General features: G+C 64.7%; 16 protein-coding genes. 14 read left to right on the top strand and 2 right to left on the bottom strand.

The window, feature by feature from the left end:
- Window positions 1-379: 379 nt before the first annotated feature.
- The 9 genes from pdhA (at window position 380) to ACVOMF_RS17465 (ending at window position 7,370) form a co-directional block, all read left to right on the top strand.
- A complete protein-coding gene (gene pdhA, locus ACVOMF_RS17505; RefSeq protein ID WP_481510394.1) occupies window positions 380-1,468 on the top strand; it encodes a pyruvate dehydrogenase (acetyl-transferring) E1 component subunit alpha in 1,089 nt (362 codons plus the stop codon).
- Window positions 1,461-2,540 carry an alpha-ketoacid dehydrogenase subunit beta gene (locus tag ACVOMF_RS17500; protein WP_481510393.1) on the top strand — a complete coding sequence of 360 codons (1,080 nt, stop codon included), beginning with the start codon at window positions 1,461-1,463 and terminating at the stop codon, window positions 2,538-2,540. The genes pdhA and ACVOMF_RS17500 overlap by 8 nt, the downstream gene beginning before the upstream one ends.
- 1 nt (window position 2,541) lies before the next feature.
- Window positions 2,542-2,895 carry an SH3 domain-containing protein gene (locus ACVOMF_RS17495; protein ID WP_313170923.1) on the top strand — a complete coding sequence of 118 codons (354 nt, stop codon included), beginning with the start codon at window positions 2,542-2,544 and terminating at the stop codon, window positions 2,893-2,895.
- Window positions 2,892-4,268 (top strand): dihydrolipoamide acetyltransferase family protein, encoded by a 1,377-nt coding sequence (locus ACVOMF_RS17490; protein ID WP_481510392.1) that lies wholly within the window; start codon window positions 2,892-2,894, stop codon window positions 4,266-4,268. The genes ACVOMF_RS17495 and ACVOMF_RS17490 overlap by 4 nt, the downstream gene beginning before the upstream one ends.
- 342 nt (window positions 4,269-4,610) lie before the next feature.
- On the top strand, window positions 4,611-4,952 hold the full coding sequence (locus ACVOMF_RS17485) for a hypothetical protein (protein WP_481510391.1): 342 nt from the start codon (window positions 4,611-4,613) through the stop codon (window positions 4,950-4,952).
- A 26-nt stretch (window positions 4,953-4,978) separates the two neighbouring features.
- Entirely contained in the window at window positions 4,979-5,608 is a 630-nt protein-coding gene (locus tag ACVOMF_RS17480) for a DUF998 domain-containing protein (RefSeq protein ID WP_481510390.1), read from the top strand.
- Between the two features lie 39 nt (window positions 5,609-5,647).
- Window positions 5,648-6,034 (top strand): VOC family protein, encoded by a 387-nt coding sequence (locus ACVOMF_RS17475; protein WP_481510389.1) that lies wholly within the window; start codon window positions 5,648-5,650, stop codon window positions 6,032-6,034.
- Between the two features lie 70 nt (window positions 6,035-6,104).
- Window positions 6,105-6,527: a hypothetical protein gene (locus tag ACVOMF_RS17470; protein WP_481510388.1), complete on the top strand. Its 423-nt coding sequence runs from the start codon at window positions 6,105-6,107 to the stop codon at window positions 6,525-6,527.
- A 78-nt stretch (window positions 6,528-6,605) separates the two neighbouring features.
- A complete protein-coding gene (locus tag ACVOMF_RS17465) occupies window positions 6,606-7,370 on the top strand; it encodes an SDR family NAD(P)-dependent oxidoreductase (RefSeq protein WP_481510387.1) in 765 nt (254 codons plus the stop codon).
- 111 nt (window positions 7,371-7,481) lie between these two features.
- Here ACVOMF_RS17465 and ACVOMF_RS17460 read toward each other — a convergent pair whose 3' ends face one another.
- Window positions 7,482-8,114, bottom strand: a complete 633-nt coding sequence (locus tag ACVOMF_RS17460) for an NAD-dependent epimerase/dehydratase family protein (protein ID WP_481510386.1) — start codon at window positions 8,112-8,114, stop codon at window positions 7,482-7,484.
- Between the two features lie 118 nt (window positions 8,115-8,232).
- Between ACVOMF_RS17460 and ACVOMF_RS17455 the strand changes: the two genes are divergently transcribed.
- The 3 genes from ACVOMF_RS17455 (at window position 8,233) to ACVOMF_RS17445 (ending at window position 11,045) form a co-directional block, all read left to right on the top strand.
- Complete coding sequence (locus ACVOMF_RS17455) at window positions 8,233-9,774, top strand: GGDEF domain-containing protein (protein WP_481510385.1); 1,542 nt, start codon at window positions 8,233-8,235, stop codon at window positions 9,772-9,774.
- Window positions 9,775-9,841: 67 nt separating this feature from the next.
- Window positions 9,842-10,378 (top strand): RNA polymerase sigma factor, encoded by a 537-nt coding sequence (locus ACVOMF_RS17450; protein WP_481510384.1) that lies wholly within the window; start codon window positions 9,842-9,844, stop codon window positions 10,376-10,378.
- A gap of 4 nt (window positions 10,379-10,382) precedes the next feature.
- Entirely contained in the window at window positions 10,383-11,045 is a 663-nt protein-coding gene (locus tag ACVOMF_RS17445; RefSeq protein WP_481510383.1) for a hypothetical protein, read from the top strand.
- Between the two features lie 153 nt (window positions 11,046-11,198).
- Here ACVOMF_RS17445 and ACVOMF_RS17440 read toward each other — a convergent pair whose 3' ends face one another.
- Window positions 11,199-12,107, bottom strand: coding sequence for a DUF808 domain-containing protein (locus ACVOMF_RS17440; protein WP_481510382.1), 909 nt, complete (start codon window positions 12,105-12,107; stop codon window positions 11,199-11,201).
- A 143-nt stretch (window positions 12,108-12,250) separates the two neighbouring features.
- On the opposite strand from ACVOMF_RS17440, the gene ACVOMF_RS17435 reads away from it, so the two are divergent.
- Together ACVOMF_RS17435 and ACVOMF_RS17430 are read left to right on the top strand one after the other, a co-directional pair.
- Window positions 12,251-13,945, top strand: coding sequence for an ABC1 kinase family protein (locus ACVOMF_RS17435; RefSeq protein ID WP_481510381.1), 1,695 nt, complete (start codon window positions 12,251-12,253; stop codon window positions 13,943-13,945).
- A gap of 427 nt (window positions 13,946-14,372) precedes the next feature.
- Window positions 14,373-16,472, top strand: coding sequence for a phosphoglycerol transferase I (locus tag ACVOMF_RS17430; protein ID WP_481510380.1), 2,100 nt, complete (start codon window positions 14,373-14,375; stop codon window positions 16,470-16,472).
- The last annotated feature ends 229 nt before the right edge of the window (window positions 16,473-16,701 follow it).

The raw sequence follows: 16,701 nt of genomic DNA, 5'->3' as shown, positions 1-16,701 counted from the left end.
CCGCGCCCGGGCGCCCTCAGCCCCGGCCCCCTCCCCCACCCCTCCCGCCCCCCCCCCCCGCCCCCCCCCCCCCCCCCCCCCCCCCCCCCCCCCCCCCCCCCCCCCCACTACCCGGGCAATCCATCGACCATGGGACGGCAGAGACCTTTCCCGCGCAAACGGAATCGAAACACGCGCAAACCCAAGCAGCGCGACAATGTGCCGTTCCTGTTGTCACAGACTGAATACGTTGTAATTGCTCGCCCGAGTCGCGTTCCGCGGAACAAACCTGGCCTTTACCCGGTCAATCTTGTTGCGGCGCAGGACGGCTTTTTCGGACTGAGTCCTTACCATGCGTAATTCCTATCATTTGAAACCATCTGTCCAAGGTGTTGCTGCAATGACGGTTTCCGCCCAGTTCCAAATCGATTACCTGCAGTACCTGGATGCCGACGGCAACCTGGTACGTGACGATCTCCCCGCCTCGCTGCGTGACCCACGCTCGCTGCTGCCGATGTTCAAGCAGATGCTGGCCACGCGGGTGTTCGACACCAAGGCCGTGGCGCTGCAGCGCACCGGCAAGCTCGGCACCTTTGCCTCCTGCCTGGGCCATGAAGCGGCCCACGTCGGCATCGGCGCGGCCATGAAAGCCGGCGACGTGTTCGCCCCCAGCTACCGCGAGTACGGCGCCATGTTCATGCGCGGCGTGCGCCCGCGTGACGTCCTGATGTACTGGGGCGGCGACGAGCGCGGCAGCGACTACGACCGCCAAAGCGATGCGGTCCGCGATTTCCCCATCTGCGTACCGATCTCGACCCAGTGCCTGCACGCGGCTGGTTCGGCGCTGTCGTTCAAGCTGCGCAACATGCCGCAGGTCGCGGTCAGCGTCTGCGGTGATGGCGGCAGCTCCAAGACCGACTTCTACGCCGCGGTGAACTCGGCCGGCGCTTACAAGCTGCCGCTGATCCTGTGCGTGGTGAACAACGGCTGGGCCATCTCGGTACCGCGCTCGGCCCAGACCGGCGCCGAAACCCTGGCCCAGAAGGGCCTGGCCGGCGGCCTGTTCTGCCTGCAGGTGGACGGCAATGACCTGATCGCCGTACTGGCTGCAATGGAACAGGCCCGCGAGCGCGCCCTGTCCGGTCAAGGCGGCACGGTGCTGGAACTGCTTACCTACCGCCTGTCCGACCACACCACCGCCGACGACGCCCGCCGCTACCGCGACGACGCCGAAGTGAAGTCGGCCTGGTTGAATGAACCGCTGATCCGCCTGCGCAAGTACCTGACCGCACGCGGCGTGTGGAGCGAGGAAGAAGAAAAGAACTGGATCGCCGAGTGCGGCACCCGCGTCGACGAGGAGGTCAACGCCTACCTCAACTGCCCGGTGCAGCCGGTCGAGGCCATGTTCGACTATCTGTATGCCGATCCGCCGCCGGACCTGCTGGCGCAGCGTGCTGCCGCCATCGCCCTGGAGCAGCGCCATGGATGACATCAAGCGCAACACCTCTGTCACCCCGGCCAGCCACGATCACGGCGTCGCGCACAGCGCGGCGAGCAACAGCGGAGACACCCCGATGACAGCCACCCCGATCACCCTCATCGAAGCCGTCACCCAGGCCTTGGCATGGGAAATGGAACACGACCCGTCGGTGCTGGTGCTGGGCGAGGACGTGGGCGTCAACGGCGGCGTGTTCCGCGCCACCGCCGGCCTGCAGCAGCAGTTCGGCTCGCAACGCGTGCTCGATACCCCGCTGGACGAAACCACCATCGCCGGCCTCACCGTCGGCCTGGCTGCGCAGGGCATGAAGCCGGTGGCCGAAGCCCAGTTCGATGGCTTCGTCTATCCGATGGTCGATCACCTGATCTGCCACGCCGCACGCCTGCGCAACCGTACCCGTGGCCGCCTGCATTGCCCGATGGTGCTGCGCGTGCCGTGGGGCGGTGGCATCCGCGCGCCGGAACACCACAGCGAAGCCAACGAAGCCATCTTCACCAATGTGCCGGGCATGCGCGTGGTGCTGCCGTCCAGCCCGCAGCGCGCCTATGGCCTGCTGCTGGCCGCGATCCGCGAGCCGGATCCGGTGATCTACATGGAGCCAAAGCGCATCTACCGCCAGTACAAGGAAGTGGTCGTCAATGACGGCGAAGCACTGCCGCTGGACGTGTGCTTCGTGCTGCGTGATGGTACCGACGTGACCCTGGTCACCTGGGGTGCGCAGGTCAAGGAAGCGCTGGAAGCGGCCGACAAGCTGGCTGGCGAAGGCATCAGTGCCGAAGTCATCGACGTGGCCACGCTGCGTCCACTGGACTTCGCCACCATCGCCGAATCGGTGGCCAAGACCGGCCGCTGCGTGATCGTGCAGGAAGCGCCGAAGACCGCGGGCTTTGGCGCCGAAATCGCCGCGCGCCTGGCCGAAGAATCGATCTACGACCTGCTGGCACCGGTCGAGCGCGTTGCCGGCTATGACACCCACATCCCGCTGTTCCGCCTGGAGATGAAGTATCTGCCCAGCGTGGAGCGGATCGTGACCGCCGCCAAGCGCGCGGTCGCGGTGGGCTGACATGCTGGCACGCTTGATTGGCAGCTACCGCAGCCAATACCGCAACCCCCTGCAGTTCCGTACCGGGCAGATCGTCGAGCTCGGTGTACGCGACGAAGAATGGCCTGCCTTCGCCTGGGTGAAAACCAGCGAAGGCAGCGCCGGCTGGGCGCCGGTGGCCTGGTTGCAGGTATTGGACAATGGCCGTGCCGAAGCGCTGCGTGACTACAGCGCACGCGAGCTGGACGTTGACCGCGGGGAGCAGGTACGGCTGCATCACGAACATGGTGGCTGGTGGTGGTCCGAGCGCGCCGATGGCGCACAGGGCTGGCTGCCAGCGCGCGAACTTGAATTGCTGGAAGAGAAACTCACATGAGCCAGACCAAGAATTTCAACCTGCCCGACCTGGGCGAAGGCCTGCCGGACGCGACCATCGTTGAATGGTTCGTCAAGGAAGGCGACGTGATCAAGCTCGACGAGCCGCTGGTGGCCATGGAAACCGCCAAGGCCGTGGTCGAAGTGCCTTCGCCGTATTCCGGCAAGGTACTGAAGCTGGCCGGCGGCGCTGGCGACATTGTTGTGACCGGCCATGTGCTGGCGAGTTTCGAGCTCGACCCCAACCTGCCGCAGCGCGCGGAAGGCCAGGACACCGGCCATCACCACGGCGCGCCGGCCGAAGCAGCGCCTGCGCCGGTTGCCGCGCCGGCACCGGTTGCTGTCGCTGCCGCCGAGCGTGCCGATGAAGGCACCGTGGTCGGCGCGATGGTCAGCTCCAATGCCGTGCACACCGAGCAGGCCGTGGCCGTCGGTGGCGTCAAGGCAGTGCCGGCCGTGCGTGCGATGGCCCGCAAGCTGGGCGTCGACCTGGCCCGCGTGCGCGCCACCGGCGCCGAAGGCGCGGTGACGATGAACGATGTGAAGCAGGCGGCGGCAAATCCGTCCGCCCTGCTCCCCTCTTCCACTGGAACAGTGGCAGTTGCATCGAGCTCCACTGCAGCTGCCGTACCCTCACCCCAACCCCTCTCCCAAGGGGAGAGGGGCTCAAGCGCTCGCACCCCCTTGTCTGCCGCTGGCAAGCCGATGCGTACCGCCCCTCCGGGTGTGGTCGCCAAGGGCCAGCCGGAACCGCTCAAGGGCGTGCGCCGCAATATGGCGCGGGTGATGGCCGATGCGCACAGCAAGGTCGTACCGACCACGCTCAGCGACGACGCCGACATCCATGCATGGGCACCGGGCAACGACATGACCTCGCGTCTGGTCCGTGCCATCGTCAGCGCCTGCCAGGCCGTGCCAGCAATGAATGCCTGGTTCGACGGTGACAACCTCACCCGCACCCTGCACGCGCAGGTCGATATCGGCATCGCCGTGGACACCGACGACGGTCTGTTCGTGCCGGCGCTGCGCAATGCCGACATGCTCGATGCGCGCGGCGTGCGCGAAGGCATCAACCGTCTGCGCCAGCAGGTCGAAGACCGCTCGATCGCACCGTCGGAGCTGAGCGGCTACACCATCAGCCTGTCCAACTTCGGCATGTTCGCCGGTCGCTACGCCACTCCTGTGGTTGTACCGCCGTGCGTTGCCATCGTTGCCGCCGGCCGTGCCCGCTTCCAGGTCACCCCTGTGATGGGCGGCATTGAAACCCACAAGGTCATCCCGCTGTCGGTCACCTTCGATCACCGCGCCTGCACCGGCGGCGAAGCGGCGCGCTTCCTGCGCGTGCTGATCGATGATCTGGCGAAGATTCACTGACAGTTTTTTTGTAGCGTTATTTGAGGCCCGCAGCGATGCGGGCCTTTTTTTTGGCCTGGGTTTGTTTTGGGGCCTTCTTGTGACTTGCTTTGGGTCTGCTTGCTAGAAGCTTCCCCTCACCCCAACCCCTCTCCCGCAGGCGGGAGAGGGGCTAGCAATGCGTCGGCTCGTAGTGCACTAGCCCCTCTCCCGCTTGCGGGAGAGGGGTTGGGGTGAGGGCAGCTCTTGATCTTGATCTTTCACTCAACTCCCACCAGCCCAAAAAAACATCACCCACCTGTAACGCCAAACCACAACTCCAGCGCTACGATTGCGCCATCCACATCTACAAGCAAACCCACCATGGGCACCTGGACCTGCAGCAACTGCAAGGAAGTGAACGAAGACAGCTTCGACCAGTGCTGGAAGTGCGGCACCCATGCCGATGGCGCACCGCCGCCACGCGACTTCCAGCCTGAGGCCGGGCGCAGCTGGATGCAGCCACCACGTTTGATCGACTGTCCGCGTTGCCCTGGCATGCGCATGGAATTCATCGGCCGCAAACGCTTCCACGAAGGCTCGCAGGCCATGCCCTTCCTGCTGGGTGATATCGGCGAGTTGTTCGTCAACCGCGAGGAATTCGACCTGCATGCCTGCCCGAGCTGCGGCAAGGTGGAGCTGTTCCTGTCCAATCGCGTACGCTGAGCACCGCAACCATCAACGGGCCGACGATGCGTTTCCAGCGCTGTTTGATCCTGCTGTTCGTGGCGATGTACCTGCTGATGCTGCTCGGCGGTACCGCGCTCAAACCCGGTTATTCACCGCTATCGCAGTACATCAGCGAACTCGGCGCGACTGGCAGCGAACACGCCCGACTGATCAGCCTGTTCGGTTTCATTCCCGTCGGCGTGTTGGCGGCGCTGCTGCTGTTCGCATTCGCACGGACAGCGCCTGTGAGCGGGGCAAGTCGACTCGGCTACTGGCTGCTGATGTTCGAGCCGCTGGCGTGGATAGGCTCCGCGCTGGCGCCCTGCGACCTTGGTTGCCCGATTGGCGGCAGCCTGTCGCAATCGCTACACACGCTGCTAGGCGTGTTCACCTATTTCGGCACCGCACTGGGCCTGATGCTGCTGGCCACCACACCTGCAATCCGCACCACCACGCGCGTGCTGTGGATTACTTTGGCAGGACTCTGGCTGCTGCTGTTCGTGTTGATGGGACTGGAACCATTGCACGCTTGGCGTGGACTGCTGCAACGCCTGGAGGAGTGGAGTGTGTACAGCGTGTTGTGCATCAGTGCATGGCGATTGAGCGCTTCTGCACCTGTTGCCGACAATGCGATAACACGCGCCCACCAATAGCGGGTGTACGCTGCGCTCCTCTGTCACCGGAGCATCCGCATGAGCCACCGCAGCCGCCTTGCAGGTTTCATCATTGATTGCCAGGGCAGCGACAGCGATGCCGCCGCCGCGTTCTGGGCGCCCGCACTCGGTCTGAAAGCCGAGCCCGGCTACACCGAGGACGATGGCGCGCAATACGCCGAACTGATTGGCGCGCCGGCCGAGCTGCACGTGGAAGTGCAGCGCGTCGACCACGCATCACGCGTGCATCTGGATATCGAAGCCGACGATATCGATGCCGAAGCCGACCGGCTTGAAGCGCTGGGCGCACGCCGTATCGGCAAGGTCAAACGCTGGTGGGTGATGGAAGCACCTACCGGTCATCGCTTCTGCATCGTGCAGATGAAGCATCCAGAACGTGGCGCACCACCCAACACATGGAAGTAGCGCGGAATTTTCACGACAGCAGGCCTTGCGATGTGCTGGAATGCCGCCCCAACTTCAAAGAGTCGACAGCATGGGTTTGATCACCGGAATGATCGTGGGTGCACTGGGCGGCCTGGCCCTGGTCAACATCCTGGCACTGATGGCAAGGAACAGCGGCAGGCCGCACGACCTCACCAGCTTCAGCTCCGACGAGAATGTTACGGCCAAGGTTGATGCCTGGGCAGGCCAGCAGGGTTACCGCATGGTCCGCGACATCGATGGCACCCGCGTGTATCGCAAGGGCAACAATATCCTGACCTCGCCGATGTATCTGGAACTGAGTCAGGACGGGAACAAGTACAGCATCAAGAGCTATACCCAGATCAACGGCTTCATCCTTCGCGGTGATATGGCACTGACCGGCGACACCTTCATCGCCAAGCTGCCACGATCGATGGCCAAGAAGGCGCAGAACATCCTGTTCGCGTCCTTGAACGTACCCGGCCTGCCCTGAGCGTGGAACAGCGCGTTCGCCGCAGGCAATGCACAACACGGGGATAATGTGCGCTCTGAGTCCACCGGAACCACAGCAATGCATTCCCCCGCTTCGCTACAGAACGCACGTGTGCTGGTTGCCGGTGGCAGCCGCGGAATCGGCCTGGCCATCGCCCAGGCCTTTGCCCGCGAAGGCGCGAAAGTCAGCATCTGCGCGCGCGGTGCAGCAGCGTTGCAGCAGGCTGCCGAACTGCTGCTACGCGATGGTGCAGCTGCCGCGCACACGCAGCAATGTGATCTCGCCGACCCGGCGCAGATCCAAGCCTGGATCGATGCCGCTGCGGCCACATTGGGTGGCGTCGATATCCTCATCAACAACGCCTCCGGGTATGGCAACGGCAATGACGATGCCAGCTGGCAGGCCGGTTTCGATATCGACCTGATGGCTGCGGTGCGCGCCAACCGCGCCGCCCTGCCCCATCTACGTTTGAGCACGGTGCCGGCCATCCTCAACATCAGCTCGATCAACGCATCGGTGCCGACGCCGCGCGCAGCGGCCTACTCCGCCGCAAAGGCCGCGTTGAATTACTACACCACCAGCCTGGCCACCGAACTGGCGCGCGAGCGCATCCGGGTCAACGCGCTGGCACCGGGCTCGATCGAATTCCCCGGTGGGCTATGGGACCAGCGCCGCGACAGCGCCCCCGAACTCTACGAACAGATCCGCACCAAGATCCCGTTCGGCGGCTTCGGCAATGTCGAGGATGTGGCCAACACCGCCGTATTCCTGTGTTCGCCAGCGGCGCGCTGGATCACCGGCCAGGTACTGGCGGTGGATGGTGGGCAGTCGCTGCCGGCCTGAGCCTCGCCTGCCGTTTGTGGGAGCGGCGTAAGCCGCGAAGCTGGGGCACTTACAGATCGCCGGCTTCGCGGCTTACGCCGTTCCCACAAACCAACCAAGCTCAACCAGAACTCACACCAACTCCGCCGCTCCAACCACCCGCACGCCCGGCTGCGGATCCAATACCGCCTGCACCAAGGCGTCGGCAATCCGCGTGGCCGGATTGATACGCCATGCCCGCGGCAGAACCGGCGCCAGCGCCCCCAGCACCACGCTGGCCAGATGCTCGCCGGCACGCCGCTCGGCGCGGTCGCCACCAATCAGGCCCGGGCGCACCAAGGTCAATGAAGCAAAACCCAGCGCGCGAAGATCCTGCTCCAGCTCGCCCTTGACCCGGCTATAGAACACCAGCGAACGCGGATTGGCACCGGCCGCCGAGTTCAACGCAAACACTTCGCAGCCGTTGGCCCGTACCGCCTGCGCGATCGCCAGGGGATAGCCATGGTCGATCTGCCGGAAGGCCTCACGCGAGCCGGCCTGCTTCATCGTCGAGCCCAGTGCACAGACCACCGCATCCACCTGCCAGCCCGGCGCCACCGCCGCCAACCCGGCGAAATCCAGCACTGGATTGAGCAGCCTGGGGTCGGTGCGCGCCAGCGCGCGCCGGGTCGGCGCCACCACGCCATTGCAGCGTGGGTCGGACAGCAGGCGCTGCAGTACCTGCGCCCCGACCAGACCGGTCGCGCCAGCCAGCAATACCCGCATGATGTGCTCCTGTGATCGGCTGCCATTCAAGCCGGCTGCTACCTTGCCGATAATGGGGCTTGGACACCACCTCCGGCTGCGCACAGGCGCCGCCGCAACCCGCCCGGACTCCTGCGCAATGGCCGACAGCCCCGACGACTCCTCCGCTTCCCGCAGCAGCGGGCTGGGCCGCATCCTGTCCCGGCGCACCGCGCCACAGGCGGCTGCAGCGGTCGAGGTCGTAGCCAACGGGGGCGGTGGCATGGCGATGCTGCAGCGCCTTTTCATTGGCGCCAACGCACCGGAACCGGTGTTGGCGGCCTTCGCCCAGGGCATGTGCACCCTGCCCGGTGAACTCGGCGACATGGGCCAGCGCCTGCACAGCGCACACGCCGAACAGGATTGGGAACGCTACGGCCGCCTGCTGCGGCAGTTGATCGACAAGTACATCCGCACCGTCGAACTGGAAGCCTCCCACACCAGCAACAGCCAGGCCGAGCAGCTGCGCGACATGCTGCGCGACACCCTCGGCGCGGTGCTGGCCAGCCTGATGCAGCAGTCGCCTGAGCTCGAACAGCAGGCCCAGCGCATGGGCGAGGAACTGCGCACCTGGCGCAGCGGCCAACCCTTGCAGCCGGTGGCCATCCATCTGCGCGAGCTCTGCCACCAGGTCGGCGTGCGCAGCAGCAGCCTGCAGGAACAGCGCGACCTGCTGCTCAACCTGTTCGACATGCTGCTGGAGAACATCTCCGAACTGCTCGATAGCGACAGCTGGCTGCAGGGCCAGATCCGCTCGATCCGGCAACTGCTGGCCGGACCACTGGACGCCAACTCGCTGGAGCAGACCCGCAACGATCTGCGTGAGGTGATCTACCGGCAAGGCCTGCTACGCGAAGGCATCGATCAATCCAAGCAGGCGATGAAGGACCTGATGGTGGACTTCGTCGAGCAGGTGGACGGCATGGTCACCGAGACCGGCGAATTCCACGATCGCATCGCCAGCTATTCCATTGCAGTACGCCAGACCCGCAGCATCTCCGACCTGACCCAGCTGCTGCAGGATGTGCTGCAGGACACCGCCCGGGTACAGGCACAGGCCGCACGCGCACGCGACCATCTGGCCAATGCCCGCGCCGAGGCCAAGGCCGCCGAGCAGCGCGTGCAGCAGCTGGAACGCGAGCTGGAAGAAGCCGGCAGCCAACTGCGAACCGACCCGCTGACCGGCGCCCTGAACCGCCGTGGCCTGGAGCAGCAGTTGGGCGAATTGCTGGCCGACCACAGCACGCCGCTTAGTCTGGCCATGATCGACCTGGACCACTTCGGCCAGACCAACGCCCAGCACGGCCACGCCGGTGGCGACCAGGCCCTGCGTCACCTGGTGGCGGTGACCCAGCAACGCCTGCGCGGCCGCGACTGCATCGCCCGCCTCGGCGGCGACGAATTCGTGCTGGGGCTGCCCGGACTCAACCGCGCCGCAGCGCTGGAAACCCTGCAGCACCTGCAGCAGCAGCTGGCGCAACGCCCGTTCCTGCATGAAGAACAGCGCGTGCAGGTCCGCTTCAGCGCCGGCGTCGCCCAGGCCCAGCCCGGCGAGTCCCTGCAGGCCCTGCTGCAGCGCGCCGACCAGGCGCTGTATGCCGCCAAGCGCGTAGGCCGCAACCAGGTTCTGCCCGCCGCCTGAGCGGTGACAGCAACGACAATCGGCTCACAGCTGTGATATTTGCTGCGCTGGTGCGAATCACCCGGGCATGGACATCACCGCGACCCACCCCATCGCCGAGCTGCAACAGCGCTTTGCCCAGTTGCTGGCCCAGCACCAGGGCATCGTACTCAAGGTCGCGCGTGGCTATTGCGCGCAGCGCGACGACCGCAGCGACCTGATCCAGGAAATCAGCACCCAGGCCTGGCGCGCCTTCCCGGCCTTTGATCCGCAGCGCGCGCAGTTCAGCACCTGGCTGTACCGCATCGCCTTGAACACCGCCATCTCGCAGCTGCGCAGCCGTGAGCTGCGCCGCCAGTACCACAGCGACGTGGCGCTGGAAGACGACCTGGCCAGCATCGCCGACAACGCCGAGGACAATGCCAGCCTGGCCCAGCTCAACCAGCTGATACATCGCTTGCCGGCACTGGATCGCGCCTTGCTGTTGCTGCACCTGGACGACTGCAGCCACCGTGAAATAGGCGAGGTGCTCGGCATCAGCGCCAGCAACGCCGCCACCCGCCTGCACCGGCTGCGCCAGCAACTGCGCAGCCAGTTCGCCCCCACCGACACCACGCGAGGCTGAGCACATGGAACTCGACGAACTCAAGGCCGCCTGGGCCCATCAGGCCCAGCGCATAGACCCGTTGGAAGTGCTGGCCCTGCAGGCCTGGCAGCAACCGCGCCAGGCTGGCGTGCGGCGCCGGCTGCGCTGGTTCAGTGGCCTGCAACTGGCTTGGCTGCTGGTGTGGATCGTAGTCACCGTACTGGCGGCCAGCTTCTGGGTGGAGCACCGTCAGGTGCCACAACTGCTGCTGTCCGGACTGGCGCTGCATATCTACGGTATCGCCGCGATCTGGGTATCGGTGACCCGCGCCTTGTTGGCGCTGCACGCGGATGCGGCCGGGGCACCAGTGTTGATCCAGCAGCGACGACTGGCACGCCTGCGCCGCTTCACCGCGCTGAGCGAGCTTGGTCTGGGTCTGCCGTGGTTCTGCCTATGGCTGCTGGCGCTGCAATGCCTGTGCGTGCAGTGGCTGGGACTGGACCTGTACGCGATGGCGCCAGCGTGGTTCCTCGGCACCTTGGGCTTCGGCGTGGCGGTGATGCTGGGCAGCATCGGAGCCGCACGCTGGGCAATGCGGCGCTTGCCAGCAAGCCATCGACTGCAGCGCTTGCTGGACAGCCTGTCCGGGCAATCACTGGCCCGCGCGCAGCAGCAGTTGCGGGAGTTGGAGCAGGGCCTGCAGTGAACTGCAGCTGTGTTGCTGTTTTGTGGGAGCGGCGTCAGCCGCGAAGCAGACAGTCCATCAGATGCCTGTCATGCAGGCACCATTGCTGATGCCTGAAGCATTGCCTGCTTCGCGGCTTACGCCGCTCCCACCATCAAGGCAGGAATGGCGGCATCAATGCGCGGCTTTCGGCCCACGCATACGCTGGATCAGGGTCACCGCGGTCAGCACCACCGCGCCGATGATGATGCCCACCACCATGCTGCCCAGTGCATTGGCCAGCCACTCCAGATTGGCCGGTGCCAGCCCGACCACGAAGTGGTGCAGTGCTGGAATCGCGTGCACCAGGATGCCGCCACCAACCAGGAACATCGCTGCGGTGCCGGCAATCGACAGGCCGCGCATCAACCATGGCGTGGCATACAGCAGACCGCGTCCAACTGCCGCCAGCGCGCGCCCCTTGTCCAGCAACCATGCACCAACGTCATCCAGCTTGACGATGCCAGCGACCAGGCCATAGACGAACACCGTCATGCCCAGTGCAATGGCGATCAAGGTGGCAACCTGCTGGCTGAACGGCGCATGCGAGATCACTCCCAGCGACAGCACGATGATCTCCGCCGACAGGATGAAGTCGGTGCGCACCGCACCCTTGATCTTGTCCTTCTCGAACGCGACCAGATCCACCTTCTCATCGGCCATGGCCTTCAGGCGCTCGGCCTTGTGCGCCTCGTCCTCATCCTTGGAATGCAGGAACTTGTGCGCCAGCTTCTCCACGCCTTCGTAGCAGAGGAAGGCACCGCCGATCATCATCAGCGGGGTGATCGCCCATGGCAGCCATGCACTGATCGCCAAGGCCGCCGGCACCAGGATCGCCTTGTTGACCAGTGAGCCCTTGGCCACCGCCCACACTACCGGCAACTCACGGTTGGCAGTGACGCCGGTTACCTGCTGCGCATTCAAGGCCAGATCGTCACCGAGCACGCCAGCGGTCTTCTTTGCCGCGACCTTGGTGAGAATGGAGACGTCATCCAGCAACGCGGCAATATCGTCAAGCAGGGCAAACAGGCTGGCTCCAGCCATGGGTCACCGTAAGGTCATAGGACAGGGGAAGGGAGATTTTCACTCATTCGCGCCCCGTGCGGCGCGCGGTAGCGCGTATTCACCCACCTGCAACCCGGCAGCAGCCACACTGCGGGCTCGGCCGCCAGGAAGACCCCCGCTTGATGGACCCGACCAGCAGTGACAGCCCGACCACCGTCGGCGGCCTCAGCCGGCGCCAGCAGATCGTGCGCCTGCTGCTGCGCTACCGTCACTCCGGGGTGTTTTCCGGCATCTCGCTGGATGGCGAAATCCCGCGCCTGGGCAAGCCGCCGGCGGCCGGCAACCCAACCCAGTTCGTCGCTGATCTGGAAGCACTGGGCACCACCTTCGTCAAACTCGGACAGGTGCTGTCGACGCGACCGGACATGATTCCACCCGAGTACGTGGCAGCGCTTGAGCGCATGCAGGAGAAGGTCGCGCCTATCCCGGTGGAGCAGATACGCGCGGTGATCGAGGACGAGCTGGGTGCACCGGTCAGCAAGCTGTTTGCCTGGTTTGACCCGCAACCGCTGGGCAGCGCCTCCATCGCCCAGGTCCATCAGGCCGAGCTGCACGATGGCCGGCAAGTTGCCATCAAGGTGCAGAAGCCCGATGTCGCCGCACAGCTGCGTTCGGATATCGGTGTGCTGCGCAGCTTTGCCACTGCCGCCGATCACCTGACCCGGGTCGGCCGCAAGGTGCGCTTCTCCGACTGGCTGGGCGAGTTCGCCAAGACCCTGCGCATGGAGCTGGACTATGAGGCCGAGGCTGCCAACCTGGCGCGTTTCGGCCAGCATCTGGCGCCCTACCCCGAACTGTGGATCCCGCAGCCGGTATGGGACCTGTGCGGGCGCCGCGTGCTGACCATGGAGCTGGTGCAGGGCGTGCGGGTGGATGCGATCCCACCGGTACGCCGTACCGAGCAATCGATGGTGCCGCTGGCCGCCGCACTGGTGCGCGGCTATCTGGACCAGATCTTCGTGCACGGCGAAATCCATGCCGATCCGCATCCCGGCAATCTGCGCGTCACCCCAGAGGGCCAGCTGGCGATCTTCGACCTCGGCATGGTCGCGCATGTGCCACCACGGCTACGCCAGCGTCTGCTGAAGGTATTGTTCGCTGCAGTGGATGGCCGCGGCGAGGAAGTGGCCGACGAGATCATCGGCATCAGTACCCGGCTGGAGGATTACGACGAGGAGCGCTATCTGCGCGAGACCGGGCAGATGATTGCCCGCTACGCTGCCAATGGCACCTTGTCCGAAGGCCATGTGGTGCTGGAGATCGTGCGCATCGCCACCTCCAGCAACCTGCGCACGCCACCGGAGCTGAGCCTGCTCGGCAAGGCGCTGCTCAATCTGGAAGGCGTGTGCCGCTTCCTGGCACCGGAGATGCAAACACGCAAGGTCGTAGAGCGGCAGCTGCAGCATGTGATGCGCGCGCATTTCCGCAAGTCGTTCTCGGCGGCCAACCTGGCCAGTGAGGCGATGGAGCTGCAGCAGCTGCTGCGCAACGGGCCGCGCCGCATGTCCGACATCCTCAGCGTGCTGGCCGAGAACCGGCTGCAGATGAAGGTCACCGGCCTGGACGAATCGCGGCTGATGGAAAACATCCAGAAGGTGGCCAACCGCATCGCCGCAGGCCTTATCACCGCTGCCTTGCTGTTGTCCTCGACGTTGTTGATGCGGGTACCAACGCACTGGACGCTGTTCGGCTATCCAGCCTTCGCAATGCTGCTGTTCCTGCTGGGGGTATTCATCGGACTGGGGCTGATCGTCAGCTCAATACTGTTTGATCGGCGCACAAGGGCACGCGCCCGCGAAGAGCGCGGCCATCGCTGAGCCTAGATACAACATCTGCAACCGGACAAACACGGTGCACCCGGGACCTCGCGGGACGTGCGCCCGCGCAACGACAGAGCAGGTGCACACGAATCTTGATCCTGCGCAGGCAGGCGCATGCGGCATTCCATAGATCATTTCGAATCCCGGCTGCGCATCCATCTTCATGGCAGCGTGAGCAATGACAACAAAAGTGGCCAGCCGCTGAGATCGGCCCAAAAGCACACTCTCTCACCGCAACTCACGGCACTCAGCACGCAACACCCATGGCACGCAACTGATGATGAATGCAGCTGCGTTGTCCCAACATTTCAGTCAGGTTACGGCAGGCAAGATCCAGATGCTTCTGCCACAGCACAGAAACAACAGTGTGTAGAGCGATGACGGCGCAGGCCGTCGCCCCTGTCTCCGCTACCCACGTGACCGCATGCATTGGATCATCTGGCTGTCTCTGGCAGCACTGTTTGTATTGTTGATGTTGTCACCCACCCTGGCCCGCGTGAAGGCAGGTCTTCTATCGCTGCTGCTGTTGGCACTGAGCAGCTGGTGGCTGATCGACAAACTCAGCGGCGATGGCATCAACTCGGCCACGTTGTACCACCTGCGCAGCGACATGGAAGGTGCCGGCGTTAGCGACTTCAGCGCCTACATCACTGGCTTCATCGGCCTGGTGATCATCTCGCTGACCCCGCTGCTGTTGCTGCGCGTGCGTCGCCTGCAGCGCCCCCGCCATGGCGTGGCGGTGTTCGGCGGATTCGCCGCGCTGTCGCTGACAACACTGCTGCTCAGCCCGCTGTACACCGACGGCAAGCGCATCTATCAGCAGATGCAGCCTGTGGACTACAGCGCAGTGGCACCGGAATACCAGTTGCCATCAAAACCGCTGGCGCAGCGGCCGAACATCGTCTGGATCTACGGCGAGAGCCTGGAACGCACCTATTTCAACGAAGACGTCTTCCCCGGCCTGATGCCCAACCTGACCCGGCTGGCTGGCGAAGGCCTGGATTTCCGCAACATCGCCTCGGCCGACGGCAGTGGCTGGACCATCGCCGGCCTGGTGTCATCCATGTGTGGCGTGCCGCTGACCACCGCGCAGGGCGACGAAAACAGCATGGGCCGGATGGGCCGCTTCCTGCCCGAAGCCTTCTGCCTTGGCGACTACCTGAAGCAGCAGGGCTATAGCAACCACTACATGGGTGGCGCCAACGGGCAGTTCGCGGCCAAGGCGGACTTCCTCAACTCGCATGGTTTTGACGACGTGCGCGATCTGGAATGGTTCCAGCAGCAGAACATCGCCAAACGGCATTTCTCCAATTGGGGCGTGCACGATGACGTGCTGCTGGAACGCGCCTACGAACGTTTCCTGGAACTGTCCGAGCGCGGCCAGCCCTTCATGCTTACCGCGCTGACCATGGACACCCACCACCCGGCCGGGCATCTGCCGGTTGCCTGCAAGAACACCCGTTACCGCAGCGCACACGGCAATATCGGCCTGCTCAATGCGCTCAAGTGCAGTGATCGCTTGATCTCGCGTCTGGTTGATCGCATCCGCAGCAGCACATTCGCCGACAATACGCTGGTGGTGGTGGCCTCGGATCATCTGGCCATGCCCAATGACCTGAGCCATGTGCTGGAAAAGCAGAAACGCGAGAACCTGCTGCTGTTCCTCGGCAACAAGCTACAGCCGCGGCAGATCGTTGCGCAGGCCGGCACCACGCTGGACTCCGGCGCTACCGCATTGCAGCTGCTGGATCCTGCGATCGATGCGATCGGCTTTGGCCGCTCGCTGTTGAAGCCGGCACCTGCGGCCAGTGCCAGCGTAGCGGCCACCAGTGGTGATACGAGGTCCTACGCCCGCTATAGCGCATTTGCCCGCTCGCTGTGGCTGGGTGAACAGACCCGCATGCTGCGGCTGGATGACGATCAGGTGCTGGTTGGCGTACAGAAGGTGCAGCCACCTGTGCTGCTGGAATACGACCAGCAGTGGGACCTGAAATCGATGTACCTGGAGAACACGTCACGCAAATTCGAGGAGGCCGATCCGCAGCATCGCCTGGCCTATGTCGATCGCTGCACCGCGTTTGAAGATGGTTCGGCCGACGGCCAGTGGTGCGCCTTGCTGCTGGACAGTGATCAGGGCATGCGCCTGTATCGCGATGCACAGCTGCGCCGTGGCATCGCTGTGGATGCGCCATTGCAGGCATTCAATGGACCTCGCCCCAGCGTACGCCAATCACGCATGATCAGCCGCCAGCCGCGTCATACCAGTCCCGGCCAATATGTGTTGGAGCTGTACGCCGCACAGCGTCCGCAGCGCGGTTTCTGGGTGGAAGCGGTGGCGTCCAAGCGCAATGTGGTGGTTGCCCAACAATGGGTGCAACCCGATAGCGAAGGACGCATCCGCATGCCACTGGGCGTGGACCAGGAAATTGATGATCTGGAGATTCGCGCCTGGCTCAATCATGCCGAACAGTTGGCGGTCGACGACTATGCGCTGGTGCTGACCAGCGAACACCCAAGGTCGTGATCAAGCTCTTGTAGGAGCGGCGTCAGCCGCGAAGCTGGCAATGCTGCAATCGCTATTGCAACCGCAATCTGGCGGACCATCAGCTTCGCGGCTTACGCCGCTTGTGTCTGCCAGCCGAGTAGATTGTGGTTGAGAGCGGAGTGCGGCAGCCCGTTACGTCGCGGTGCCCAGAAGCACGTGTAGGAGTTGGGGCGCCGCACTCCAAACTCCCCTTCAACCCGAACAGTTG

This window comes from Stenotrophomonas sp. STEN022 (assembly GCF_056760155.1).
Note: the sequence above shows the minus strand (reverse complement) of the source record. Positions and strands in the feature narration are given on the sequence as shown.

Bases quoted from the DNA above. Each gene is read 5' to 3' on its own strand.
- pdhA (WP_481510394.1), top strand. From the start codon at position 380: ATGACGGTTTCCGCCCAGTTCCAAATCGATTACCTGCAGTACCTGGAT.
- ACVOMF_RS17500 (WP_481510393.1), top strand. From the start codon at position 1,461: ATGGATGACATCAAGCGCAACACCTCTGTCACCCCGGCCAGCCACGAT.
- ACVOMF_RS17495 (WP_313170923.1), top strand. From the start codon at position 2,542: ATGCTGGCACGCTTGATTGGCAGCTACCGCAGCCAATACCGCAACCCC.
- ACVOMF_RS17490 (WP_481510392.1), top strand. From the start codon at position 2,892: ATGAGCCAGACCAAGAATTTCAACCTGCCCGACCTGGGCGAAGGCCTG.
- ACVOMF_RS17485 (WP_481510391.1), top strand. From the start codon at position 4,611: ATGGGCACCTGGACCTGCAGCAACTGCAAGGAAGTGAACGAAGACAGC.
- ACVOMF_RS17480 (WP_481510390.1), top strand. From the start codon at position 4,979: ATGCGTTTCCAGCGCTGTTTGATCCTGCTGTTCGTGGCGATGTACCTG.
- ACVOMF_RS17475 (WP_481510389.1), top strand. From the start codon at position 5,648: ATGAGCCACCGCAGCCGCCTTGCAGGTTTCATCATTGATTGCCAGGGC.
- ACVOMF_RS17470 (WP_481510388.1), top strand. From the start codon at position 6,105: ATGGGTTTGATCACCGGAATGATCGTGGGTGCACTGGGCGGCCTGGCC.
- ACVOMF_RS17465 (WP_481510387.1), top strand. From the start codon at position 6,606: ATGCATTCCCCCGCTTCGCTACAGAACGCACGTGTGCTGGTTGCCGGT.
- ACVOMF_RS17460 (WP_481510386.1), bottom strand. From the start codon at position 8,114: ATGCGGGTATTGCTGGCTGGCGCGACCGGTCTGGTCGGGGCGCAGGTA.
- ACVOMF_RS17455 (WP_481510385.1), top strand. From the start codon at position 8,233: ATGGCCGACAGCCCCGACGACTCCTCCGCTTCCCGCAGCAGCGGGCTG.
- ACVOMF_RS17450 (WP_481510384.1), top strand. From the start codon at position 9,842: ATGGACATCACCGCGACCCACCCCATCGCCGAGCTGCAACAGCGCTTT.
- ACVOMF_RS17445 (WP_481510383.1), top strand. From the start codon at position 10,383: ATGGAACTCGACGAACTCAAGGCCGCCTGGGCCCATCAGGCCCAGCGC.
- ACVOMF_RS17440 (WP_481510382.1), bottom strand. From the start codon at position 12,107: ATGGCTGGAGCCAGCCTGTTTGCCCTGCTTGACGATATTGCCGCGTTG.
- ACVOMF_RS17435 (WP_481510381.1), top strand. From the start codon at position 12,251: ATGGACCCGACCAGCAGTGACAGCCCGACCACCGTCGGCGGCCTCAGC.
- ACVOMF_RS17430 (WP_481510380.1), top strand. From the start codon at position 14,373: ATGCATTGGATCATCTGGCTGTCTCTGGCAGCACTGTTTGTATTGTTG.